This window comes from Gordonia sp. PDNC005 (assembly GCF_016919385.1).
In the GTDB taxonomy this organism is placed as follows: Bacteria; Actinomycetota; Actinomycetes; order Mycobacteriales; family Mycobacteriaceae; genus Gordonia.
Genome location: NZ_CP070351.1, coordinates 2,672,791 through 2,694,697 on the forward strand (window position 1 = coordinate 2,672,791; position 21,907 = coordinate 2,694,697).

At 66.1% G+C, this 21,907-nt stretch carries 25 protein-coding genes, 1 pseudogene and 1 riboswitch; of the genes and pseudogenes, 13 read left to right on the plus strand and 13 right to left on the minus strand.

Features of this window, described 5'->3' with window-relative positions; genetic code table 11:
• Positions 1 to 5: 5 nt before the first annotated feature.
• Complete coding sequence (locus tag JVX90_RS12705) at positions 6 to 767, plus strand: amino acid ABC transporter ATP-binding protein (protein WP_275889929.1); 762 nt, start codon at positions 6 to 8, stop codon at positions 765 to 767.
• Positions 768 to 777: 10 nt separating this feature from the next.
• Here JVX90_RS12705 and JVX90_RS12710 read toward each other — a convergent pair whose 3' ends face one another.
• The 6 genes from JVX90_RS12710 to JVX90_RS12735 are packed head-to-tail and all read right to left on the minus strand — an operon-like array spanning position 778 to position 6,057.
• Positions 778 to 1,701, minus strand: a complete 924-nt coding sequence (locus JVX90_RS12710) for a hypothetical protein (RefSeq protein WP_205329119.1) — start codon at positions 1,699 to 1,701, stop codon at positions 778 to 780.
• Complete coding sequence (locus JVX90_RS12715; protein WP_205329120.1) at positions 1,698 to 2,543, minus strand: Cof-type HAD-IIB family hydrolase; 846 nt, start codon at positions 2,541 to 2,543, stop codon at positions 1,698 to 1,700. The genes JVX90_RS12710 and JVX90_RS12715 overlap by 4 nt, the downstream gene beginning before the upstream one ends.
• Before the next feature lie 10 nt (positions 2,544 to 2,553).
• Positions 2,554 to 3,270, minus strand: coding sequence for a (2Fe-2S) ferredoxin domain-containing protein (locus JVX90_RS12720; RefSeq protein WP_205329121.1), 717 nt, complete (start codon positions 3,268 to 3,270; stop codon positions 2,554 to 2,556).
• Positions 3,267 to 4,058 carry an ABC transporter ATP-binding protein gene (locus JVX90_RS12725; RefSeq protein WP_205329122.1) on the minus strand — a complete coding sequence of 264 codons (792 nt, stop codon included), beginning with the start codon at positions 4,056 to 4,058 and terminating at the stop codon, positions 3,267 to 3,269. The genes JVX90_RS12720 and JVX90_RS12725 overlap by 4 nt, the downstream gene beginning before the upstream one ends.
• The gene (locus JVX90_RS12730; RefSeq protein WP_275889930.1) at positions 4,055 to 5,032 is read right to left on the minus strand and encodes an iron chelate uptake ABC transporter family permease subunit; all 978 of its coding nucleotides are present in this window, start codon (positions 5,030 to 5,032) and stop codon (positions 4,055 to 4,057) included. The genes JVX90_RS12725 and JVX90_RS12730 overlap by 4 nt, the downstream gene beginning before the upstream one ends.
• A 59-nt stretch (positions 5,033 to 5,091) precedes the next feature.
• Complete coding sequence (locus JVX90_RS12735; protein ID WP_336819112.1) at positions 5,092 to 6,057, minus strand: ABC transporter substrate-binding protein; 966 nt, start codon at positions 6,055 to 6,057, stop codon at positions 5,092 to 5,094.
• 35 nt (positions 6,058 to 6,092) lie between these two features.
• Positions 6,093 to 6,276: riboswitch (cobalamin riboswitch) on the minus strand.
• Positions 6,277 to 6,336: 60 nt separating this feature from the next.
• Here JVX90_RS12735 and JVX90_RS12740 point away from each other — a divergent pair.
• Positions 6,337 to 7,470 carry a CapA family protein gene (locus tag JVX90_RS12740; RefSeq protein ID WP_240193892.1) on the plus strand — a complete coding sequence of 378 codons (1,134 nt, stop codon included), beginning with the start codon at positions 6,337 to 6,339 and terminating at the stop codon, positions 7,468 to 7,470.
• 117 nt (positions 7,471 to 7,587) lie between these two features.
• On the opposite strand, the gene JVX90_RS12745 is transcribed toward JVX90_RS12740, so the two are convergent.
• Positions 7,588 to 8,619 (minus strand): iron-containing redox enzyme family protein, encoded by a 1,032-nt coding sequence (locus tag JVX90_RS12745; RefSeq protein ID WP_240193893.1) that lies wholly within the window; start codon positions 8,617 to 8,619, stop codon positions 7,588 to 7,590.
• Between the two features lie 177 nt (positions 8,620 to 8,796).
• On the opposite strand from JVX90_RS12745, the gene JVX90_RS12750 reads away from it, so the two are divergent.
• From JVX90_RS12750 to JVX90_RS12770, 5 genes are all read left to right on the plus strand, one after another.
• Positions 8,797 to 9,438 (plus strand): hypothetical protein, encoded by a 642-nt coding sequence (locus tag JVX90_RS12750; protein WP_205329125.1) that lies wholly within the window; start codon positions 8,797 to 8,799, stop codon positions 9,436 to 9,438.
• 1 nt (position 9,439) lies between these two features.
• Entirely contained in the window at positions 9,440 to 10,144 is a 705-nt protein-coding gene (locus JVX90_RS12755) for a HemK2/MTQ2 family protein methyltransferase (protein WP_205329126.1), read from the plus strand.
• On the plus strand, positions 10,141 to 10,371 hold the full coding sequence (locus JVX90_RS12760; RefSeq protein ID WP_205329127.1) for a CDGSH iron-sulfur domain-containing protein: 231 nt from the start codon (positions 10,141 to 10,143) through the stop codon (positions 10,369 to 10,371). Before JVX90_RS12755 ends, JVX90_RS12760 begins: the two co-directional genes overlap by 4 nt.
• Before the next feature lie 15 nt (positions 10,372 to 10,386).
• The gene (locus JVX90_RS12765) at positions 10,387 to 10,986 is read left to right on the plus strand and encodes a DJ-1/PfpI/YhbO family deglycase/protease (protein ID WP_205329128.1); all 600 of its coding nucleotides are present in this window, start codon (positions 10,387 to 10,389) and stop codon (positions 10,984 to 10,986) included.
• Between the two features lie 86 nt (positions 10,987 to 11,072).
• Positions 11,073 to 11,390, plus strand: coding sequence for a GlsB/YeaQ/YmgE family stress response membrane protein (locus JVX90_RS12770; RefSeq protein ID WP_205329129.1), 318 nt, complete (start codon positions 11,073 to 11,075; stop codon positions 11,388 to 11,390).
• On the opposite strand, the gene JVX90_RS12775 is transcribed toward JVX90_RS12770, so the two are convergent.
• Positions 11,387 to 12,025: a response regulator transcription factor gene (locus JVX90_RS12775; RefSeq protein WP_205329130.1), complete on the minus strand. Its 639-nt coding sequence runs from the start codon at positions 12,023 to 12,025 to the stop codon at positions 11,387 to 11,389. The genes JVX90_RS12770 and JVX90_RS12775 overlap by 4 nt on opposite strands.
• A gap of 115 nt (positions 12,026 to 12,140) precedes the next feature.
• On the opposite strand from JVX90_RS12775, the gene JVX90_RS12780 reads away from it, so the two are divergent.
• Positions 12,141 to 12,797, plus strand: coding sequence for a PAS and ANTAR domain-containing protein (locus tag JVX90_RS12780; protein ID WP_240193894.1), 657 nt, complete (start codon positions 12,141 to 12,143; stop codon positions 12,795 to 12,797).
• A 7-nt stretch (positions 12,798 to 12,804) separates the two neighbouring features.
• Here the strand turns inward: JVX90_RS12780 and JVX90_RS12785 are convergent, their stop codons facing one another.
• Positions 12,805 to 13,272 carry an SRPBCC family protein gene (locus JVX90_RS12785; protein WP_205329132.1) on the minus strand — a complete coding sequence of 156 codons (468 nt, stop codon included), beginning with the start codon at positions 13,270 to 13,272 and terminating at the stop codon, positions 12,805 to 12,807.
• Between the two features lie 317 nt (positions 13,273 to 13,589).
• Between JVX90_RS12785 and JVX90_RS12790 the strand changes: the two genes are divergently transcribed.
• Positions 13,590 to 13,955, plus strand: coding sequence for a hypothetical protein (locus JVX90_RS12790; RefSeq protein WP_240193895.1), 366 nt, complete (start codon positions 13,590 to 13,592; stop codon positions 13,953 to 13,955).
• Between the two features lie 22 nt (positions 13,956 to 13,977).
• On the opposite strand, the gene JVX90_RS12795 is transcribed toward JVX90_RS12790, so the two are convergent.
• The 4 genes and pseudogenes from JVX90_RS12795 to JVX90_RS12810 form a co-directional block, all read right to left on the minus strand.
• Positions 13,978 to 14,739 carry a SigB/SigF/SigG family RNA polymerase sigma factor gene (locus tag JVX90_RS12795; RefSeq protein ID WP_205329133.1) on the minus strand — a complete coding sequence of 254 codons (762 nt, stop codon included), beginning with the start codon at positions 14,737 to 14,739 and terminating at the stop codon, positions 13,978 to 13,980.
• A 180-nt stretch (positions 14,740 to 14,919) separates the two neighbouring features.
• Positions 14,920 to 15,309 carry a ChaB family protein gene (locus JVX90_RS12800; RefSeq protein WP_205329134.1) on the minus strand — a complete coding sequence of 130 codons (390 nt, stop codon included), beginning with the start codon at positions 15,307 to 15,309 and terminating at the stop codon, positions 14,920 to 14,922.
• A gap of 52 nt (positions 15,310 to 15,361) precedes the next feature.
• A pseudogene (locus JVX90_RS12805) lies at positions 15,362 to 16,214 on the minus strand (SDR family oxidoreductase).
• Between the two features lie 36 nt (positions 16,215 to 16,250).
• Positions 16,251 to 16,805 (minus strand): hypothetical protein, encoded by a 555-nt coding sequence (locus JVX90_RS12810; protein ID WP_205329135.1) that lies wholly within the window; start codon positions 16,803 to 16,805, stop codon positions 16,251 to 16,253.
• 204 nt (positions 16,806 to 17,009) lie between these two features.
• Between JVX90_RS12810 and JVX90_RS12815 the strand changes: the two genes are divergently transcribed.
• The 4 genes from JVX90_RS12815 to JVX90_RS12830 all read left to right on the plus strand — a co-directional run bounded on the left by JVX90_RS12815 (position 17,010) and on the right by JVX90_RS12830 (position 21,903).
• Positions 17,010 to 18,056, plus strand: a complete 1,047-nt coding sequence (locus JVX90_RS12815; protein ID WP_205329136.1) for an ABC transporter substrate-binding protein — start codon at positions 17,010 to 17,012, stop codon at positions 18,054 to 18,056.
• 135 nt (positions 18,057 to 18,191) lie between these two features.
• Entirely contained in the window at positions 18,192 to 19,571 is a 1,380-nt protein-coding gene (locus JVX90_RS12820) for a citrate:proton symporter (RefSeq protein ID WP_205329137.1), read from the plus strand.
• Between the two features lie 30 nt (positions 19,572 to 19,601).
• On the plus strand, positions 19,602 to 21,251 hold the full coding sequence (locus JVX90_RS12825) for a sensor histidine kinase (RefSeq protein WP_205329138.1): 1,650 nt from the start codon (positions 19,602 to 19,604) through the stop codon (positions 21,249 to 21,251).
• A complete protein-coding gene (locus JVX90_RS12830; protein WP_205329139.1) occupies positions 21,244 to 21,903 on the plus strand; it encodes a response regulator in 660 nt (219 codons plus the stop codon). Before JVX90_RS12825 ends, JVX90_RS12830 begins: the two co-directional genes overlap by 8 nt.
• The last annotated feature ends 4 nt before the right edge of the window (positions 21,904 to 21,907 follow it).

The window sequence follows — 21,907 nt, forward strand, 5'->3', positions numbered from 1 at the left end:
TCCTCGTGAGCACATCCACCACTCCGCTCGCGGCCACCGACGCTGCGGTGTCCCTGACCGGCAAGGACCTTCACCTCGCATTCGGCGACAACAAGGTTCTGCAGGGTGTCGACATCCAGGTCGACGCCGGTACGACGACAACCGTGATCGGCCCGTCCGGGTCGGGCAAGTCGACCCTCCTTCGGGTCCTGAACCGACTCCACGAACCACAGCAGGGCGACATCCTCATCGACGGCCGATCGGTCCTCGGCGACAACCCCGATGAACTGCGTCGCCGCATCGGCATGGTGTTCCAGCAGTTCAATCTGTTCCCCCACAAGACGGTGGCGCAGAACGTGGCCCTTGCACCTCAAAAGCTGCGGGGGCTCGGAAAAGACGAGGCGTACGCGCTCGCCCTCGAACAGTTGGACGCCGTCGGTCTCAAGCACAAGGCGGACGTCCGTCCGTCCACCCTGTCCGGTGGTCAGCAGCAGCGCGTCGCGATCGCCCGTGCGCTCGCGATGGGGCCGCAGATCATGTTCTTCGACGAGGCCACCAGCGCCCTGGACCCCGAATTGGTGAAGGGCGTCCTGTCGTTGATGGCGGAACTGTCGAAGGAGGGGATGACGATGGTCGTCGTCACGCACGAGATGGGTTACGCCCGCGACGTCTCCGACAACGTGTTGTTCATGGACGAGGGCAGGGTCGTCGAGACCGGGACGCCGGAGAAGTTGTTCGAGGCCGCCGAAAGCGAGCGCCTTCAGACGTTCCTGTCGCAGGTTCTCTGACGTCGGGCGTTCACCGCACAGCCGCGGTGAACGCCTCCGAACTGTAGAACGGTGCGAGTCTGCGTCGAAGGGCCGCTTCGATGAATCCACGCCTGTCGATCTGCGCGATCACGTGCGGACCGAAGCGAAGCGCCTCTTCGACCAGGTCGTCGTAGCCGACCCCCAGTTCGGCGAGCAACTCGTCGAGTGGGGTGTCGCCATACGCCTCGAACACCTCGTCGACGCCTTCGGACAGCAGCGCCGCGAAGTAGTCGGATTCACGGAACGTCCGCCAGAACTCGAAGATCAGGACGACGACGTCTTCGACATCGCCCGGTTCGACGAGGGTGCTCATCTCTCCGATGCTCTGGTCGGCATTCGCCGCCCAGAGGTCGCGGATCGTGTCGACGACGAGTTCGTCGGAGTCCGCCTTGTTGGCCTGCAACACGAATCGAGCGCCGCGGCGGGTCACGTTCTCGACGGTCCCGTCGACGAACCGTCCGAGTTTCTCGGGCAGTCGTGACGAATCGACGGCACGGTGCATCACGTCGACGGCGGCATCGACTGTCGCGGGGCTGTCCAGGACTCGTTCGACGAGACGCCGGGTGATGCCGAGGCCCGCGACACCGGTCGCGAGGTCGTCGAAGTGCTTGCGGTCGATGACGGCCGAGAGTCGGAGGTCGTCGTTCCGCGAATGCATGTACAGGCGAGCCGCTACCTGCCCGACGAGTTCCGGGATGGCGCCTTCGACGGGGAACGCGATCGCATACTTGTGCGCGACAGCTTTGATCATGTCGCGCGACACCGCTTCCGACAGCGTCAGGTGGGATGCATCGGCGAGGAACGACGTGATCTCTTCGCGCGCGAGGACGGTGAACGACTGAGGATCGGTCAGCTGGCCGCGCAGGTACTCGACCTGGGCCTCCAGCAATCGGGCTGCCAGGTCGTCGGTCATGCCTGAACTCTACCCAGCAATCCCGTGAGGACGGTGACGACGCCGTGCTCGACGTTGGACGGTGCGCGATGGCGGGCGGCCGCGACGATCGTCGGATGCGCGTTGGCCATCGCATACGAATGTGCCGCTTCGTCGAGCATCTCGAGGTCATTGAGATAGTCGCCGAACACGACTGTCTCGTCCGCGCTGACCCCGAGTTCACCCTGAAGACTGCGAACACCGACGGCTTTGTTGACTCCTTGCGCCGTGATGTCGATCCAGTGCTCCCCCGACACCACGAGACTGTGCTGTTCGCCGAGCGGTGCGAGGACGTCGCGTGCCGTGGCCGCGGCGTTCCCGAAGTCGTAGATCGCGATCTTCACAACGCCCGCTGTGTGCGCGGCCAGATCGTCGACGAGCGCGAGCTCCGCGCAGTAGTCGGCGGCGTGAACGGCGAATGCCGGATCATCGGACTCGACGATCGCCCCGGCCACGCGACACAGGATCGCGCGGATGCCCCGGCCCGCGGCGTTGGCCTCACGGATGGTGTGGACGACACGTGCGACGAAGTCCGGTTCCATCGTCGTCGAATGCAGGAGCTCACCGCGGTGCATCGTGACCCCGCCGTTCTCGGCGACGTACGACAGTGTGTGCTGCACTCGCTCGAAGAGCCTGGCAAGGCTCTGGTACTGCCGTCCACTGGCCGGGACGAAGGCGATGCCGCGGGCCGTCATCTCGTCGAGCAGCGGCCAGAATCCGTCTGGGACGGTCCCGTTCTCGTCGAGGAGAGTGCCGTCCATGTCGCATACGACGAGCCGCACTCCGAGCGACGAGGTGCCTTCATCCGCTGCGCTGTCATTCACGTCCTCGATCCTATCGACGCCGCGGTGCGGACCATCGTCTGATCGGCGTACCCCCGACGAGGTGCTCGTCGACGAGTTCGTCCACCCGGTCGGGCGTGATCCCCGAATACCATGTGCCGTCGGGATAGACGACCGCGACGGGAGCCTGGTTGCACGGGAACAGGCATCCGGTCTGTGTCACGAGGACGTCGTCGTCGCCGAGTCCTCGGGCGTCGAGCGCGTCCGAGATCGCCTGCTGCGTCTCACCGCTCCCCTGCGCTGAACACCGCGGTCCTCGGCAGAGCAGCAGGTGCCTGTTGAACGCCGGAACATCCTGCCACGCCGGTGAGGTCAACGGCGCCGTCGTGGCGCGAGCGGGTTCCCCACCGTGATCGATCGCCTCGATGAGAAGTGCGGCATAGCCTGAACCTTCCGACAGCGGCCGGCCGATACTCACGTCGGGCGGGCATGTTCTCGTCCGCAGCCAGTGCCCGATCACCCGCCGGAACCATGCATCGGTCTTGCGGTCGAGCACCGTCTGGCCGCTGACGACGAGCACGGTGGCCGCACCTGCGGCGGCTGCATCGTCGAGAGCTTCGACGACGGTGGACTGTCCTCCCAAGACCGCGGTCTGCACCGTCGTTCCGGGGAATCGACGCCGGGCGTGCTCGAGAGCGTCGGCGACCTCGTCTGCGGGATCACCGCCCCGGTCGGTCGGCGCTGTGACGATCACCCATTCCGCCGTCATCGTTTCCGCCGCTCGACGGTCCCGCAGGTGATGATCAGCGGCCTGCCGCTGCGCGGATGTGTGGCGACCTCTGCGTCGAGGCCGTACACCTCGGCGAGGAGATCACTGGTCAGAACCTCACGCGGCGCACCTGCGGCGACTAGCCCGCCACGGTCGAGAATCACCAGTCGGTCGCAGAACTCCGCCGCGAGCGACAGGTCGTGAAGCGCGACGAGTGCAGTGCGCCCACTGCTTCGGACGCCGGTGAGCAACTCGTACGCCGCCGCCGGATCGAGATGGTTGGTCGGTTCGTCGAGCACAAGCACCTCGGGACGCTGAGCGAGGGCCCGTGCGACCTGAGTCCGTTGCCGTTCCCCTCCGGACAGAGTCTGCCAGGTGCGGGACCGCAGATGGCTGATGCGCATCGCGGCAAGGTGCTCGTCGACGTCGGCGAAGCCCGAGGGCGCCGCCCAGCCCGTCCGGTGCGGGATGGCGCCCAGCCCGACCACCTGCTCCACCGTGAGGTCCAGTTCGGTCGCCACGTGCTGCTCGACGACCGCGACCCTCCGTGCGTACTCCCGACGACCGAACTCCTCCACCGGACGACCGCCGATACAGACCGTCCCCGACGACGGCCTGCGCCATCGTGCGACCAACGAGAGCAGCGTCGTCTTGCCCGACCCGTTCGGCCCGATCAGACCGGTCACCGCCCCGGCGGGAGCAGTGCACGAGACGCCGTCGACCAGAACCTTCGACTTCACATGGACGCTCGCATCGATCACACGGATATCCGGCGGCGGCCCGTTCACGCGGAGCCTCCTCTGCGCCGGAGCAGCCACACGAATACCGGCACGCCGATCACGGCGGTGACCAGGCCCACCGGGATCTCCTGGTGCGCGACCACCGTTCTGGCCAATACGTCCGCCCACACCAGGAGCAGAGCACCCACCAGCAGAACCACGGGGAGCAGTCGCGCGTGCAGAGGTCCGACGATCATCCTCGCCGCGTGCGGCACGACGAGGCCGACGAATCCGATGATCCCGCTGTGCGCGACCATCACCGCGGTGCAGACCGACACGATCGTGTAGAGCAGCCACCGCGTGGCGGTGACGTTGACCCCGAGCGACATGGCGCTGCGCTCCCCGAAAGCGAACGCGTCGAGGGTCCTCGACGACACGACGATCACCACCGCGGCGATCAGGACCATCGCCAGGAGCAACGGCATCGTCGACCACCGCGCGCCGGCCAGCGATCCGAGTGTCCAGCGCATGACCCTGTCGGCGGCTCCGACATCCGCTCGCAGGATCATGATCGCGGTGAGTGCCGCACCCGCTTGCGCGACGGCGACTCCCGCCAGGATCAGCCGGCCTGGCAGCAATGCGCCGGTCCTCGTGGTCGCGATCGCAAAGACTGCGAACAACGCCAGGAGCGCTCCGACGAACGCCGCAATCGCCACTGCTGGACCACCGGTCAGCCCGACGACGGTGATTCCGAGCGTGAGGACAGCCGTGGCGCCGACCGAGGCCCCGGACGCCAGGCCGAGGATGTAGGGATCGGCAAGGACATTTCCCGTCAGCGACTGCAGGACGGCCCCGCACAGTGCCAACCCCGCGCCCACCACTGCGCCCTCCACCACCCGGGGAAGACGCAGGTCGACGACGATGTAGGCAGTGTTGGCGTCAACGCCCGACCCGAGCCCGAACTGTCCGGCGACGGCGCGGTACACCTCGCCGAGTCCGATGTCGACCGAGCCCGCGAGCACGCCGACTCCCATGCTCAGCACCAGCAGGACTGACAGAATAACGATCCACCCCGCGTACACCGAGGCCGATCGCGCGACGGTCAGTGCTTCGCCAGTTGGTCGGACACGGTGGACGCCCCGTCGATCAGGCGGGGCCCCGGAGTGCTCGCCGAGAACGGCAGAACCACAAACGCCCCTGCCTTGACGGCCTTCAGGTTCTTCAGCACCGGATCGTTCTCCAGGTAGGTCCGCTTCGCCTGTGCGGTGTCCCACGAGGCGTCGGCGAGAACGATCACGTCAGGGTCGGCCCGGACGACACTCTCCCAGTCGCCGTCGGCCCAGTTCCCGTCGATGCCCGCGAACACGTTCCGCGCGCCGACCGCGTCGATGATCAACTGCGGTCCGCCCTTCCCGCCGCCGACATACGGCGTGGTGGTTCCGCTGTCATACCAGAAGATCCGCTTCCCACGGCCGGCCGCCGACGCCTCGACGCGCGCGAGCACGTCACGCATCCGCTTGTTCACCGCGTCCGCCTCTTCGGTGCGGCCGAACAGCACTCCGTTGTCTGAGGTCTCGCCTGCGATCGCATCCCACGACGACTCGGCGCGTTTGCTCTTGTCGTTGCACGCGAACGGTGACACGTACGAGGCGATGCCGAGCGCGTCGAGCTCTTCCTGACTGCCGAGCGCCTTCTCGTCGAACGCCGTGCCGTACGACGCAAGAAGCAGATCCGGCTTCCGCGTGATCACGGTCTCGCGGTCCGGGAACTCCTTCGCGAGGACGGGAATCTTGTTGTAGGCCGCGGCCCACTGCGGGGCGATCGTGTCGTCGAGGTACGCGGTGCCGATCATCTGCTCCCCCGCACCGATCGACAGCGCGGTCTCCGTCGCGCCCTGGTTCAGGGTGATCGCGGCCTTCGCCGGGGCGGTCAGCGACACGGTGCGGCCGCAATTCTGCAGACTGATGGCGCCGGACTCCGTCTCGTCACCGCCGTTCGTGCTTGTGCATCCGGCCAACAACAACGACATCGCGGCGATCGAGGCGCCGACTGTGAAACGGGTACGCAAAGTACGCCCGCCTTCCATGACTCGTGGAAAACCTACTTCGGGGGGTCGGTCACGGCCGGTCTCCTGGCTTCGCAGGGTCTACCGGCGGAACGACCTTCCCGGGCGCTGCCCAGTGGCTGAAGACGTCAACTTCACGGTCCCGCCGGACCTGCTCACAGTGGCGAGTACCGCGCCGGATCTTCACCGGACTTCCCGAACACCGTGACGTCGGTGCGATAGTACCCGAGTTACACCGTTCGACGGCTTGCGGCGGTCTGCGCCACCGGGTTGGATGTGCGGGTGCGATCGGTACGAATCGGCCTCTGTGCCGTGTTGGTGACTGCTGTTCTGGCCGTCGGAGGCAGTGGTGCTCCACTGATGCTGCAGTCCGCCGACAGTGCGGCCTTCGCCGCCGACGGGACTCCCGTCGCGCGGCAGCGGAACGGTCCGAGCACGACGACCATCACGATCAGTTGGGTCGGCGACAACATCCTCGGCACCGACAGCGACTTCGGCGGCGGGACCCTTCCGGAGCTGTGGGCGCGTGCGGGCAGGTCCCCGAACTACTTCTTCCAGAACGTGAAACGGTACTTCACCGCGGACGATCTGACCGTGGCGAACTTCGAGGTCGCACTGACCGACGAGCGCCGCGAACGGTACAAGGGCGACGGCGAGACCTACCATTTCTACGGCGACCCTGCGGTCGCCGAATCCCTGCCCGCCGCCGGCATCGACGTCGTCACCTTGGCCAACAACCACACGTTCGATTACGGCCAGGCCGGCTTCGACGACACCATACGCACGTTGGACGCCGTCGGCGTCGACTACGTCGGAACCGGACACGGGTCTGAGGGTTCGGCGTATGACTTCCGGGTCATCCGCGATGTCAAGGGCGTCCGGGTCGGACTGGTCGGATATCAAGCGTGGGCCGACACGGCGTCATTCCGTGCCAAAGTCCGCACCGACTTCTCGACGCTGCGCGCGGAGGGCGCACAGGTGGTGATCCCGTTCTTCCACTGGGGAATCGAGGCGGAGAACAGGCCGTACGAGGTGCAGACCTCGCTCGCCGAGTTCGCTGTCGACCAGGGCGCCGACGCCGTCATCGGCACACACCCGCACGTGCTTCAGTCGATGTCGACGTACAAGGGCAGGTTGATCGCCTACTCACTCGGCAACTTCTCCTTCGGAGGCAACACCAACCCATCGGACAAACGGACCATGATCCTGCAGACTCGGCTCACCGTCACAGGCGAACGCGTGTCGAGATCGGAGTTCCGGGTGATCCCCACTCGTCTGTCGCGCGACGCCGAATTCAACGACTACGTGCCGACGCCTTACCGCGGCGCCGAGAAGGCGGAGACGTTGGAGTTCATCAACGAGATCTCGCCAGACCTCAACGGCCGAATCAGCACACGTTTCCGAACTGTCGAGTGAACCGACCTCGTGTTTCGGTGATGCGCCCGGAGGGCACTCGAACTTCGATGGCGAGACCGTGGTCCGCGAGGCGACGTGCATCAGGCGCTGGCATCAACGTCGGCTCATGTTCGACGACTACGGGAGCTGACCGGCGCGGTTCGTGCCCATCAACGATTCGCCTGACTCCCACACAGCGGTGAACGCCGCGTCGAGCCGGTCCTCCACCACCTGCAACGCTCGGATCCCGAACAAGACGTCGTCGTGCAGCGACGGCTCGTCCGCGAGCAGGGAGGCGACCACCTCGTCTCTCATGACGAGTTCGTGGACAGCGTCGGCTTCGACATGCTCTCGGTAGAACAGTCGTGCGGGTTCCGGGGCGTCGATGCGATCGAGCCCGGCCAGCAGCCACCCCGATCCCACCGGCGACGTCATTTCGGTGGCCGCGAAGTGTCCGACTGTCGCTCCCCGTCGGGATCGACGAAGGCCGAAGCACGACATCAAGTTGACCGGTGCGAGAACCGCCGCCGGCGCCGCATCGAGATACGCCAAGTACCCGTCATCGAGTTTCATCGACGACAGCAACTCGGCGAACAGCGCCTGGTGCACCCGGTCGGCTCGGCCCGCTCCGTACTCGTCGTACTCGACTGCGACGAACAACGCCTTCGCCGCAGGCCGAAGACGTGGGATCGCCCACGCGTGCGGGTCAGCCTCCTTGAGGTGATAGATGGACCGGGCAGCGAAGTAGTCGTTGAACTCGTCCTCGGTGCCGTGCCTCTTCAAGTGCGCGGTCACACCCGAGGGCACAACACGGGCCAGCGCACCCAGTTGTGCATCCGCAGATCCCTCGCCGGGCAGACTGTCAGCCTCCGCGCCGACAGCGGCGAGAAAGAGGTCTTCCAATCGGATGCGCGCCGCGATGAGTGCCGGATCCCACTCGCAGTCCCGGCCGGCGTCGGACCAGCCTCGATAGTGGAGTTCATGGCATACGAGGAGCCCGAGATGAACGTCGTCGCCCCACGGGTCGAGATCCTCCGGGAGATCGATCCGCGTCGGAGCGTCGACGGGAGCTGCACGGATCGCTTCGATGATCCGCTGGGACACCGGGCCGCGAGAGCCGGGCAGCGGACGGTGAGCGAAGTGTGTCGGATTCCTGATCTGTCGAGTCACGAGTAACGGATACCCGGCTCCGTGAGCCGTCAAACGCCCGGTGTCCGGGTGGTATTCGCCCTCAAACCTATGAAGCTCCAGGTCGGCCGCGGTTCGCGCGTCTGCGGCGCGGCGGAGGATTGACTCCCGCCTGATCGGGGTATCCCGGTCTGACGAACATCACCGTAGGAGGGATCCATGAGAGACACCATCGCGGGCCTGACGTCGACAGCCACACCCGGCGCGTTGCTTCACCGCTCCGGCCTCGTTGTACGCGGAGACGCGGTTTCCGAGTCCGACCACCTTCCGATCCGATCGGGGCCGGTCACGGTGCGTCTGTCCAAGGCACTCGGGTCGCCCGGACCCATGCCCGACGTGGTCGGGGTCGCCGTGCGATTCCCTCCGTCGACTGTGCTCGTCGGCGCCGACAGCGGCCGCTGGGACTTGATGCTGTCGGGGCCCGAGCATCGTATTGCAGGCCTGCCCGTGATGCGGCCGGCATTTCGCTGGAACGCGGTCCCGCTGACGGCACACGGACAGTTCCAGTACCGCGAGCGAACGTGGCGGGTGTTCGGTGAACTGCTCACACCGACAAACGGCTCCGGCCTCGATCTCGAAGACCTCAGTCGTGGGCTCTCCCGTGCCCCGGGAGGCCTGACGTTGACCGCAGAACTCGACGGACAGCCGAGTGTGCCGTTGGCGACGATCGAGTTCGGAGGCGATCCGATAGCGGAGGACTTCGCCGGGTTCGATCCGATGTCGGTCCCGGACGACGTGCGACCGGTCCGAGGCTGGTGGGACGACCTGCGGCATGCGGCATATCGCGGACGGAACGGCTGATATGACATTCCCACTGACCTCGCCGGACGCGCCAGTCGTACCGAACGACCTCCACGGTGTGTACCGACCGCAGGAGGACACCTGCCTCCTCATTGACGCGCTGTCATCCGTCGACTTCGTCGGCGCCAAGATGCTCGACCTGTGCACCGGTTCGGGGGCGGTGGCGATCGCAGGCGCGCTACGAGGTGCCGATGTGACGGCTGTGGACTCGTGCCCTCACGCGGTCGACGCCACCCGTCTCGCGGCCGTCCAGGCCGGCGTGGCCCTCACTGTCAGCCGGTCTGATGTGGCAGCGGTGGAGCAGACCGGATTCGACCTCGTCACCTGCAACCCTCCCTATGTGCCGACACCGCCGGGAACAGAGGCGTCCGCCGTCGGACCGAGCCACGCCTGGAACGCCGGGCCCAACGGTCGAGCCGTGCTCGATGTCGTCTGCGCGGTGCTGCCCCGGCTGTTGGCGGAGGACGGGACCGCACTCGTCGTCCAGTCCGAACTCGCCGACGTCGACGCGACCGTGGCGGCGCTGCGAGGGGCGGGACTCCGGGCGAAAGTCGTTCGTGAACGTCTGATCCCGTTCGGCCCGGTCGTCGAGTCGCGAAGAGAACTCCTGGTCCGCAAGGGATTCCTGGACCCGACAAGCGAAAAGGAATCGATAGTCGTGATTCGCGCCCAACGAGCTGGCCGATCCCCGAGAGAGGCGACATGACAAACCGCGACGACCGAGCTCGTCGGGTGCGGGTCGTTCCGAAGGGACCGATCCTAGTCGACGGACCAGTCGAGGTGGAATGTCCCGATGGTTCCGTCGTCCGCTGCGACCGCTTCAAAGTCGCGATCTGTGCGTGTGGACTCAGCGCCACCGCACCGCTGTGCGACGCGAGCCACCGTCGGCGGCTCACACCGGCCGGGGCCAGGAGAGAAAGAGAACACCACTGACGACAGGAGACAACAATGACCGACGACGACCCGATTCACAAAGGCTCCGCGCCGAAGACGCCTCCGGCCGGACGGCCGCTCGATGGGGCGGTGGTGGCCATTCTCGCAGCCGATGGTGTTGAGGAGGTCGAGTTGACGGCACCACGAGAAGCCGTGGAGCGGGCAGGCGCGCGCACAGTGCTCGTGTCCCTTCACGACGGCGAGATCCAAGCCTTCCACAACGATGTCGAGCCCGCGGCTCGGTTCGCCGTCGACAAGGTGATCACGGACGTGTCTGTGGCCGACTTCGACGCGCTGATCCTGCCAGGCGGAACGACGAATCCCGACAAGTTGCGACAGGACGTGCACGCCGTCGACTTTGTTCGAGGGTGTATGCATGCGGACAGGCCGACGGGGGTGATCTGCCACGGTGGCTGGACTCTCGTCGAAGCGAATGTGGTCGCAGGCCGTACGCTCACCAGCTACCCGAGCATCCGTACTGACATCCGGAACGCCGGGGGCACTGTCGTCGACGGCGAGGTAGTCGTCGACGGTGCTCTGGTGTCTAGTAGAAACCCAGACGATCTCCCCGCATTCTGCGCCAAGATCGTCGATGTGTTCGCCCGTCAGCGGTAGTACGGCGAGCCGCCTGACCGACGTCCTTGTTTGAACCGACGCCGTTCCGGGTACCCCGTGAGCCCAACCATCAAGGAGGTACTGCCATGTCCGAGATTCAACTCGCGACCGTCGACGTTCTCGCGAAGTCGTCGACGTTCACGTCTGTCGGCTGGATCGGCTACATCATCATCGGAGGCCTCGCCGGCTGGCTGGCGAGCAAGGTGATGGGCACCGACGCGCAGATGGGGCTGTTGGCCAACATCGTCGTCGGTGTGATCGGCGCCCTGCTCGGCGGGTTCTTGCTGAGCTTCTTCCTCGACACAGCCAGCGGCGGAATGTGGTTCACGTTCTTCACTGCGCTGGCCGGATCGATCATCCTGCTCGCGATTCTGCGCGCCTTCTCGGGGAGACGAGCGGGCTAACGCCGCGGCCGGTCGGGCACGAAGCCGTGCTGTGCTCCCCACAGCACGGCTTGTGCCCGAGTGGTCACCCCGATACGCCGGTAACACGTTCGGATGTAGGTCTTCACGGAGTTGATCGACAGTCCAGTCCGATCCGTGATGTCGGCGTTGCTCAGGCCCTGGGTGATGAGGGCCAACACCTCGGCCTCACGTTGAGTGAGGCCTTCTTCACGTCCTGGCCAGTCCCCCGCACTGGACACTGCCGTCTCCGTTCGGCCCGGGAACACCCGGGGCGCGCCGTCGGCTTCGTGAATCCTCTCCAGCGCGTCCACCAGTTCAGCGGCCGGCAGCTTCTTGGACAGGAACGCTGCGGCGCCGTTCTCCAGAGCTGCCGCCGCTATGGGCTCGGAGACCTCCCACGAATACATGACGACCTGCCCCACCTTGCTGTCGGTCAGCAGGGAGTCGATCGTCTGCTTGTCGGCGGGCGGGTTCGCGAACGAGTCGTACAGGGCGATGTCCACCGGCTCGGAGACGTCACCCGAGGTGGACAACGCCTGGACGCTCACCCGGTGTGAGTAGAGCCTGAGCATTGTCGCAAGCCCCCTCACAACAACGTCGTAGTCGTCGATGATCGCCACCGTGATCGGTCCCATAACCAAACCGTACCCACCTTCGGTACACCCTTAAGGGTGAGCCGACTAACCCCTTGCGCCTCCTATGGTCGGATGGGCGGCACGTGCCGCCCACGAACGAAGGGGACATCGCCTCGTGCAAGGACAACTCGACCATCCCGCCGCCGATCGCCCGGCGTTTCGGTACGGCCGATTCTGGTATTACCGGGACGATGATCGCTGGGAGTGGTCCGACCAGCTCGCCCGATTGCACGGCTATGAGTCGGCGGAGTCGGTCGCCCCCACCATCGACCTGCTCCTCGCCCACAAGCACCCGGACGACAGGGAGCGCGTGGCGGAACTGATCGAACGGGTCCGACGCGCGGGAGCGCCGTTCAGCAGTGAACACCGCATCATCGACCGGCGCGGGTCGATCATCCCGGTGATCGTCATCGGCGACCTCATGCATGATCCCGGGGGACGTCGGCGCGGTACTTTCGGCTTCTACGTCGCGTCGTCAACCGGCGGCGAGGTCCCTGACAGCGCCAATTCGCGCGGCCGCATGGACATCGACGAGATGGTCCGCAGGCGCGCGACGATCGAGCGAGTGAAGGGCGCCGTGATGCTCGCATATCGACTCAACGCCCAGCAGGCGTTCGATCTGCTCGTCTGGCGGTCCCAGGAGTCGAATGTGAAGCTCTATGAGCTTGCCGCAGCGATCGACGCCAGACTCGCCGATGTCGACCTGCCGTCGCGGGCGCGATCCAGCTTCGACCGCATCGTCCTCAGCGCGCACGAAGACGTGTCGCCGTGAACGCTCCTCACGCTGTCGCGGCCTCGGCCGCGAGCCTCGACAGCGTGTCCTGAAGATCTCGTTCCGAGACGAGCGGAAAGCCGACCTTCTCCAGGAGGCTCTTGTCCGTCACCTTCGACCAGTCGTAGGTGTGGCGAACGAGAGTCTCGTCGGGACCCTGCGACTCCAGTTCCCACACCCACTCCCAACCGGGCGGCTCGGTTCCCGCCGGGGCCGTCTTCCATGCCAGAAGCTTGTCCTTGGCGTACCCGGTCACGTGGTTGTCGGTCTGGTACTCCCCGCCCATGTGAGAGCCTTCCATGTTCATGGTGAAGACGTCGCCGACGTGCTGGATTCGGTCGGCGTGGTCGACGCCCCTGATGAAACCGGAGCCGTCCAGCGACTGGTGCCGCTCGGGGTTGCTCAGCACGTCGAAGACTCGATCGACCGGTGCGTCGATGACTCGCTCCACTGTCACACTCGTTTGATCGCTCATGACTCCACCGTGCCGGAACTCGGCCGACTCGGCAACCGGGATCGGTTCGCCGAGCGGGCTGTTTTGAGCTCCGACCTGGAGGGGAACCCGATACGCCGTTCAGGCGACAGAACGGTCGACCCCGTGGCAGCGTCACCGACGATCATGTTTGGTCACGAAAGCCTCGGGTACTCGGACTGTGCGGATGCGACCGCACCGCTGTAGAGGGAAGGACTAGTCATGGTCACTTGCGACCTATGCGGAAACGCGTTGTACACCACGCTTCTCGTCACGATCGAAGGCCGAGGCGGCCACCGGTGCGCGCCCGGGATCCCCTCATGACCGCCGACCGCACGCCGGGGCTCGGCGACGACGGAATTGACGACCCGGTCCAGGCGCATGCTCCTGCGGCCAGGGTTCGGCCGCTCAAAGCGATGGGACTCGCCGGATACGGGTTGCTGCTGCTTGCATTGGCGCTCTTGGCGGTCGCCCTCGTGGCCGCAGCTTTCGACTGGGCGTTGACCCCTTGGGTGGTGGCGACGGCCGTCTGCGGCGTCGCCGGGCTGGGATTCCTCGCAGCTGTACGCGTCACGCTCGCACGGCACCCCGCCCACGATCGACCCCAACACGACCCGCTGATCCCCGAGGTGACCGAGGAGGAAGCGATCGACTACGAACGCCACCACCACGGGCGCCCCCGTTGAACGCCGGGCGGTCGATGGCCGGTCACGCCGGGGTCAACTCCTGTCGCAGGTCGGCGATCGACTGCCTCAGCAGTCTGGACACGTGCATCTGCGACAGTCCGGTACGTTCGGCGATCGCACTCTGCGACAAGTCCTCGAAATACCTCAGACCGATGATTCGACGTTCGCGATCCCGAAGCCGGGCGAGGGCCGGCCGAAGCGAGTGTGTGTCGTCGACGACGGCGTACCGATGATCGACATGGCCGAGCCGCTCAACCGTGGGACGGTCGTCCTGGTCGCCGCTCACCGGCCGGTCCAACGACACAGTCGACGAAGCAGCTGCGGCCAGACGGGCTTCATCGATGTCCGCGACGTCGACCTCCAGGTCGGCGGCGAGTTCGGCCTTGGTCGGCGACCTCAGCAGCCGGTGCGTCAGGCGCGACTCCGCATCGCTCATCCGCAACGCGAGTTCCTTGATCCGGCGGGGCGTCCTGAGCATGGCGGTCTTGTCCCTGAAATGACGCCGAACCTCGCCCATCACAGTCGGCACGGCAAACGACAGGAAGTCCGCACCGCGCGACGGCTGGAACCTGTCGACGGCCTGGACGAGACCGAGCCGCGCGACCTGCACCAGGTCATCGTGGCTCTCCCCGCGCCCGCCGAACCTCTGTGCGATGTGCTGAGCGAGCGGAAGGCTCTCCACCACGGCTCTGTCGCGAAGAGTGACACGTCGCGGATCGTTCTCATGGAGATTCTCACGTTCAGCGAGGAGATCGCTCACGTGGTCGTACTCGTGGTCCTTCATCCCTGAGCTCCTTCTGACGTCGACCGCAGAAAGGCTGGACGCACATGGCGTCGCCTGCTGTGCGGTGATGTGATTGCCCGGACGCGCGGCGTCTCGAGGGCACGGAACTCGGCTGTTGGTTGAACCGAGTGCTCTCAACGCTACCTTCTTCAGGCCTGTCTAGAAAGGAGTTCGGCGCAATCAGGACCGTTTCGACCGGCGTGACGCCTTCCGATTCGCACGTTCGATCGCGTCGACGAGTTCGGCTTTGCGCATCGTCGACCGCCCGCGGATGTCCAGGTCGCAGGCCACCTGCAAGAGGTGCTTCTTGGACGCGTCCGACCCGCCGCTGCGATCACGCTCATCGGATGGGCCCCGCTTCGTCTTCGCGACCCATCGATCGCCGACTCTCTCGTACGAGTGTTTCAGCGCGCTGTAGGCGACGCGGTGCGCGGACTCCTCCGAGCCGTACTCTTCGAGCGCACTGTCGTGCGCTTCGGCGAACGTGCGCTGCGCCTTCTTCGACGACCGGGCCACGGTGTCGGGCAGTTCACTCTTGCGGGGGCGGCCCTTCTCATCTGTCTTCGGCATCTGACGTCATCCTCCTCATTCTCGTGGGTGAGTGCCAGCGACGCGTACTCCGTCAGCCGGGGTGGGTCTCTCCGCCGATCGGCGCCAGCACTTCGCCCGTGTAGTACGAGGACAGCTGAGGCGCAGCGAAGAACACGTACGACGGGGCGATCTCATCCGGCTGCGCGGAACGCCCCATCGGTGCCTGTTCGCCGAATGTCTCGACCTGGTCGGCGCGCAAGGTCGCCGGGATCAGCGGTGTCCAGACAGGTCCTGGCGCGACGCAGTTGACCCGGATCTGCCGGTCCATCAGCGCCTGAGCCAGCGACATGGTGAACGCGTGGACGGCCCCCTTGGTGGCCGAGTAGTCGATGAGAGTCTTGTTGCCGCGCAGCCCGTTGACTGACCCGGTGTTTGATGATCGCTCCGCCCGGTGTCAGGTGATCGAGCGCGGCCCGAGTGGTGTGAAAGAAGCTGTCGATGTTCACTGCGAATGTGCGCGACCACTGTTCGTCGGTCAGCTCCGACAGGTCGTCCACCGGCGCCTGGTACGCCACGTTGTTGACCAGTATCTCGAGTCCGCCGAGATCCTCAACGGTCCGTTGGACCACGTCGGTGCACACGTTCCGGTCGGCGAGATCACCGCGATACGCGACGCTGCGCCGCCCTTCCGCCTCGACGAGCTCCACCGTTCGGCGGGCGTCGTCGCCTTCGGAGAGGTAGGCAATGGCGACGTCTGCACCCTCTTTTGCGAACGCGACAGCCACCGCTCGTCCAATGCCGGAGTCACCCCCGGTGATGAGGGCTCGGCGACCTTTCAGCAGCCCTCTCCCGACGTAGTCTCTCATCGAGTCTCTGGGCTGCTCGCTCATCGCATGGGTGTGGCCGGGGTACGGAATGGTCTGTTCGTCGTCACGATTCGACATGTGTGACGGGTTCCCCGCGTGCGGACCCGGAAAACATCAGGCGATGTCGGCGCACACCCCGGTAGCCTGTCCGGCGACCACGTTGCCTGCACCCGTGGCCCGATCGACGGCGTCGCAGTCCAACGCCCCGCGGACGTTGGTGCGGATGAGATTCGCGGTCCGCGCCGACGAGATCTCCAGCGTGCCGCGAACCGTCGTCGCTCGCACGGTCACGGTGCTCTCGGACCGGATCTCCAGGGTGCCGCCGACCGTAGACCCGACGACCGTCACCGGGCCCGAAGCGATGATCCTTACCGAACCCGTCACCGCGACATTGACGAGTTTCACGACTCGACGTCCGTCGAAGACGACGTCCTGGTCGATGGTTTCGCCCGTGAGCACACACGCCTGCGCGCCTTCCGCCAGCCCACGGGTCTTGCAGAGGGTGTCCGCGCGTGCGTTCGGGGTCTCCTGACGAGCCGTCGGCGCGGCGGTCTCGGTCACCGTGAGGGTGTCGGTTTCCTTGACTTGACCTGCGATGTCGTCTCGTCCGCACGCGGCGGTCCCCAGGATCACGGTCATCAGGGCCACCGCTCCGACCAGGCGTCGCATCTCGTTCCTCCCGAACGGTCCCCCGCGCCGCCCGCCGGCGCAGTCTCGGTCCAGACGTTACCTGTGACCGTCCGTGTCGGTGCACTCCTACGGGTCGGACCGACGACGAACGTTGTCCGCTGCTCGACAGCCCTTCTCAATACGCTCCAGTTCGAGGGCGGTGTCACCGCCCGCCGATTCAGACCGACAGGTAGGAAAACCCCTATGCGGAACCCGCGCATCGCCGTCGCCGTCGCGGCAATCGTCGCACTCATGTCAACGCTGGTGGGATGTGCCACGTCGAATGACAGCACCACAGGCGGCCCCCACGTCTTCGCCGAACCGGAAGCCGGAGCCTACCCGGTCACGTTGCAGCACGCGTACGGATCGACGACGATCGACGCCCAGCCGAAACGGGTCGTGGTCATCGGATGGTCGGGGGCTGACATCGCCGTCGACCTCGGAACTGTGCCTGTCGCGCAGGGCACCGCCGCCAGCAGCGCGGGTGGCGCCTACTACCCCTGGTTCAAGGACGCCGTGGACAGGCTCGGCGCTCCTTTGCCCGCGGTCGACGAATCGCTGGAACGAGGCGAAGTCGATTTGGAGTACGTTCTGTCCCGGCAGCCCGACCTGATCCTGGCCGTCAATTCGGGAATCACCGAAAAGGAGTACAACCGGTTGAGCGAGATCGCTCCGACCGTCGCCTTCCCCGGTGAAGCATGGTCGGCGTCGGCGGAGGAACACATCGAGATCATCGGCAAGGCTCTCGGCCGACCAGCAAGAGCCGCAGCGATCCGCCGGGAGCTGACCGCAACCCTGGCACGGACAGGCGCCGACCATCCTGAGCTCAGCGGAAAGACGTTCATCAGCGGGTTCGCCCCCGGCGACGACGGGCAGTCGATCATCTTCTCGACCACGGACGCACGCGTGCAGACGCTCGTAGAACTCGGCATGCGCCTGCTCCCGGCGGCCGTCGACCTTCAGCACGCCGCGGGAGACCCGAGCAGCTTCAATGTGAGCCTCGAGCAGCTGCTGCCGCTCGCACCGGATCTGTTCCTCACCGTGTCGACCCGCGCGGAACTCGACGAGGTGGGTCGGACCCACACCGCGTTCACGCGATGGGCGCCGATCGCCGACAACCGCGTCGCCCTCATCGAGGACAAGAACGTCGGCCTCGCGTTCTCCACCGCGACACCGCTGGGCCTCCGATGGGGGCTCCCCCAGATCGTGTCCGCGCTTTCGGCTGCAGCGAAAACTCCGGCACGCCCCTGACCTGAGGTTTCTCGTGCGAGCAAAAAGCTCAAAACGAGACTTACGAGCACAAGAGTGACTGTGATCGGCATTACTTCCAGACTCGTCCTCGAGCCCGCATCACTCCCGATGCGGAACGGATGAATCGAGACGACGATGCTGGTAGCCCTCGGCCTGGGGATGGTGGCCGTGTTCATGTTCCTCATCATGACCAAACGTGCGACACCGGTCGTCGCACTGATTCTGGTCCCGACCGCTTTCGGCCTGTTCGCCGGAGCGGGCTTGGGCATCAGCGACATGATCTCGGACGGCATCAAGGACCTCGCCCCCACTGCCGCGATGCTGTTCTTCGCAATCATCTTCTTCGGCATCATGATCGATGTCGGCCTGTTCGACCCGATCGTTCGCGCGGTTGTCCGCCTCGTCCGGAATGATCCCGCACGGCTGGTCGTCGGCACCGCTGTCCTCGCGGCCGTCGTATCCCTCGACGGCGACGGCTCGACGACATTCATCATTGTCACGTCGGCGTTGCTGCCGTTGTACATGAAACTCGGGGTGAGCCCCGTGGTCCTCACTGTCGTCGCGGGACTGGCGAACGGGACGATGAACATCCTCCCGTGGGGCGGACCGACAGCGCGCGCAGCATCAGCGTTGAAGATCGATGCCGCGGACGTGTTCGTGCCGATGATCCCCGCGTTGGTGGCGGGAATGCTTGTGGTGCTCGCGTTCTCGTACCACCTCGGGGTGATGGAGCGTCGTCGCGTCGGCCGCCTCGAAATCCGTGAATCCGTGCTCGTCGGCCACGCGGTCAGCGGCTCGTCGACACCCCCGACCGGAGGCTCCGGAACAGTCGGGACCGGCGGACCGTCCGACGGCGGCAGTGCGTTCTCCGGCGTCCTCGACCCGAACCGTTCGACCCTGCGACCGCGCCTGCTCTGGGTCAACGCGGGGCTCACCGTCGCACTGCTCGCGGTACTCGGCGCCGACATCATCTCGATTCCAGTGCTCTTCATGATCGCGTCGGGACTAGCCCTGGTCATCAACTTCCCGCACGTCAAGGATCAGCAGGAGGCCATCACACGCCATTCGTCGTCGATCGTGTCCGTTGTCGCGATGGTCCTCGCCGCCGCCGTCTTGACAGGTGTGTTCACCGGAACCGGCATGGTCGACGCTCTCGCCCATTGGCTCACCGGTGCGATCCCCGACTGGATGGGCCCGCACCTGGCGATCGTCACCGGACTGTTGTCGATACCCTTGACCTTCTTGATGAGCAATGACGCGTTTTACTTCGGCGTGCTGCCGGTGCTGTCGGAGACCGCATCGAAGTACGGCATCGAACCCGCGGAGATGGCACGTGCGTCGATCACCGGCCAGCCGGTTCACATGCAGAGCCCCTTGGTCCCCGCGATTCTGCTGCTGGTCGCTCTCGCCGCAGTCCCCCTCGCCGACCATCACAAGAAGGTGCTCTGGCGCGCGGCCGTGGTGTCCGTGACGATGCTGGTCGTCGGTGCTGTGGTCGGCGTGATTCCGTTCTGATGATCGCTCGTACCGCCTACCCTGACAGTCATGGCTGACGACAACCGCCCGGTCCGCAGGATCAGGCGGTTGTCGTTGGTCACGCAGATCCTGCTGCTGCAGATCGCGGTGCTCGCGGTGAGCCTTGCCGTCGGGTTCGGCTGGCACATCAGCACCGTCGACGACGACCTCCGCGAGGAGTACGCCGAGAGAGCGCTCGCCGTGTCACACACGGTGGCAGGCGATCCCGACGTTCAGCGCCTCCTGTCGGGTCTCCAGGGCGCCGATCTGGACGCACCCGCGCTACGACGCGGCGTGCTTGCGAAAGAGGCCAGCGATGTCGTATCCCGGACCGGCGTGCTGTTCGTCGTCATCGCCAACCGCGACGGTTACCGAGTAGCCCACCCTGATCCCGCCGAGATCGGCAGGCATGTCTCGACCGATCCGACATCAGTGCTCGACGGGCGGGACGTCCTCGACACAGACAGAGGCACGCTCGGCGAATCTGTGCGCGGAAAGACTGCGGTGTACAACGAGCACGGCCAGGTGATCGGCTTCGTGTCGACCGGCATCTCCACGCAGCGCGTCGCCGACGCCACTCGCCGCGACATCCGGATCGTCGTCGGCCTGGCGGGCACGGCACTCGCCGTCGGAATCGTGGGGTCGGCGCTGCTGGCCCGCCGGTGGCGGAGGCTGACTCTCGGTCTGCAACCCGACGAACTCGTCGATTTGGTTCGCGATCAGCGTGCAGTCCTCCACGCGCTCGCGGACGGGGTGGTCGCCGTCGACTCCGGCGGGCGACTGCGCATGATCAACCCACAGGCCAGAGACCTTCTCGGCATCGTCGCACCACTCGGCGCCGATCGCGACGCGCTCGGACTGTCCGAACGCGTCCGCGAATTGCTCGACCGAGAACAGCCGGCACCGCTGCCCGCTACCGTCGGCGACCGCATCGTCCTCGTGACCTCGCATCGAGTGGAAGCCGACGGCCGCGATCTCGGCATGGTGCTGTCGGTCGTGGACCGGACCGACGTCGAGAACCTGACACGAGAGCTCGATGCGATCCGCTCGATGAGCGAGGCGCTGCGAGCGCAACGCCACGAGACCGCCAATCGGTTCCACGTCCTCGCAGGTCTCCTCCGCCAAGGCGATATCGACGAAGCGTCCGAGTATCTGTCAGAAGTGACCGGAACCCGCGGGCGGGCGGGACTCGACGGGCTCTCCAACGTGGAGGAGCCACACTTGCACGCGTTCGTCGACGCCAAGGCGGCGGCAGCACGCGAACGAGGAGTCGGAATGACTCTCGGCCCCCAGACGTGGGTCGAGGGCGCTCTGCGTGATCCGGCCGCCGTCGTAACCGTCGTCGGCAATCTTGTCGACAACGCGATCGAGGCGGCGGCGCCCGGCGGCAGCGTCGAAGTGGAACTCCTCACCTCAGCCGGCACGCTGTGGGTGACTGTGGCCGACAGCGGAGCGGGCATAGGCTTCGAGCAGCCTGAGGACGTCTTCACCGAGGGAGTGTCCTCGAAGGATGGGGAGTCGGTGCCGGGCGGCCGCGGCATGGGTCTCGCCCTGGCCCGACAGATCTCTCGACGAGACGGCGGCGACCTCCGGGTGGTCGATGCGGGTGGTGCAGGATCGGAGCTGGGCGGCGCGGTGTTCGTCGCGGAACTGAGGGATGCGGTGATCGACGATGACTGACGGGCTGGGCGTGCTGATCGTCGACGACGACTTCCGGGTGGCGCGACTTCATGCCTCGATCGTCGAGGCCTTGCGCGGCTTTCACGTGGTCGCACAGGTCGGGACGGTCACCGCGGCTCGCGAGGCGGTCGCAGACCACCAGGTGGACCTCGCTCTGCTCGACGTCCATCTGCCGGACGGGTCCGGCATCGATCTGGCCGCTGAACTGGCGTGCGACTCTTTCATCGTCGGTGCGGAGTCGGACAGTGCTGCGGTTCGGCGCGCGACGCGTTCGGGCGCGCTGACGTATCTGATCAAACCGTTCGATGACACCGAGTTGGCTCGTCGGCTCGCCGGTTACGCTCAATACCGTCGACTCCTCGCAGCAGGACGCGTGGACCAGCGCCGAGTCGACGAAGCGCTGTCAGCCGTTCGGTTCGGAAACGTCGGGCGGGAAAGGGACGCACACAAGTCGCCGACCGAGAGCATCGTCCTCGCGTTGTTCGACAGCCGTGACACCGTGTTGTTCGCCGACGACGTGGCCGACAGAGTCGGCATAGCGCCGCCGACTGCCCGACGGCACCTCGCACACCTCGTCGCGGCGGGGCGGCTGCGCATGACGCTGCAGTACGGTGGCGCCGGCAGACCCAAACAGGAGTATCGACTGCCCTGACCCG

Coding starts and splice junctions, on each gene's coding strand:
- JVX90_RS12710 (WP_205329119.1), bottom strand. CDS start 1,701: ATGACCGACGACCTGGCAGCCCGATTGCTGGAGGCCCAGGTCGAGTAC.
- JVX90_RS12720 (WP_205329121.1), bottom strand. CDS start 3,270: ATGACGGCGGAATGGGTGATCGTCACAGCGCCGACCGACCGGGGCGGT.
- JVX90_RS12750 (WP_205329125.1), top strand. CDS start 8,797: ATGAGAGACACCATCGCGGGCCTGACGTCGACAGCCACACCCGGCGCG.
- JVX90_RS12755 (WP_205329126.1), top strand. CDS start 9,440: ATGACATTCCCACTGACCTCGCCGGACGCGCCAGTCGTACCGAACGAC.
- JVX90_RS12760 (WP_205329127.1), top strand. CDS start 10,141: ATGACAAACCGCGACGACCGAGCTCGTCGGGTGCGGGTCGTTCCGAAG.
- JVX90_RS12765 (WP_205329128.1), top strand. CDS start 10,387: ATGACCGACGACGACCCGATTCACAAAGGCTCCGCGCCGAAGACGCCT.
- JVX90_RS12770 (WP_205329129.1), top strand. CDS start 11,073: ATGTCCGAGATTCAACTCGCGACCGTCGACGTTCTCGCGAAGTCGTCG.
- JVX90_RS12775 (WP_205329130.1), bottom strand. CDS start 12,025: ATGGGACCGATCACGGTGGCGATCATCGACGACTACGACGTTGTTGTG.
- JVX90_RS12785 (WP_205329132.1), bottom strand. CDS start 13,272: ATGAGCGATCAAACGAGTGTGACAGTGGAGCGAGTCATCGACGCACCG.
- JVX90_RS12790 (WP_240193895.1), top strand. CDS start 13,590: ATGACCGCCGACCGCACGCCGGGGCTCGGCGACGACGGAATTGACGAC.
- JVX90_RS12795 (WP_205329133.1), bottom strand. CDS start 14,739: ATGAAGGACCACGAGTACGACCACGTGAGCGATCTCCTCGCTGAACGT.
- JVX90_RS12800 (WP_205329134.1), bottom strand. CDS start 15,309: ATGCCGAAGACAGATGAGAAGGGCCGCCCCCGCAAGAGTGAACTGCCC.
- JVX90_RS12810 (WP_205329135.1), bottom strand. CDS start 16,805: ATGCGACGCCTGGTCGGAGCGGTGGCCCTGATGACCGTGATCCTGGGG.
- JVX90_RS12815 (WP_205329136.1), top strand. CDS start 17,010: ATGCGGAACCCGCGCATCGCCGTCGCCGTCGCGGCAATCGTCGCACTC.
- JVX90_RS12820 (WP_205329137.1), top strand. CDS start 18,192: ATGCTGGTAGCCCTCGGCCTGGGGATGGTGGCCGTGTTCATGTTCCTC.
- JVX90_RS12825 (WP_205329138.1), top strand. CDS start 19,602: ATGGCTGACGACAACCGCCCGGTCCGCAGGATCAGGCGGTTGTCGTTG.
- JVX90_RS12830 (WP_205329139.1), top strand. CDS start 21,244: ATGACTGACGGGCTGGGCGTGCTGATCGTCGACGACGACTTCCGGGTG.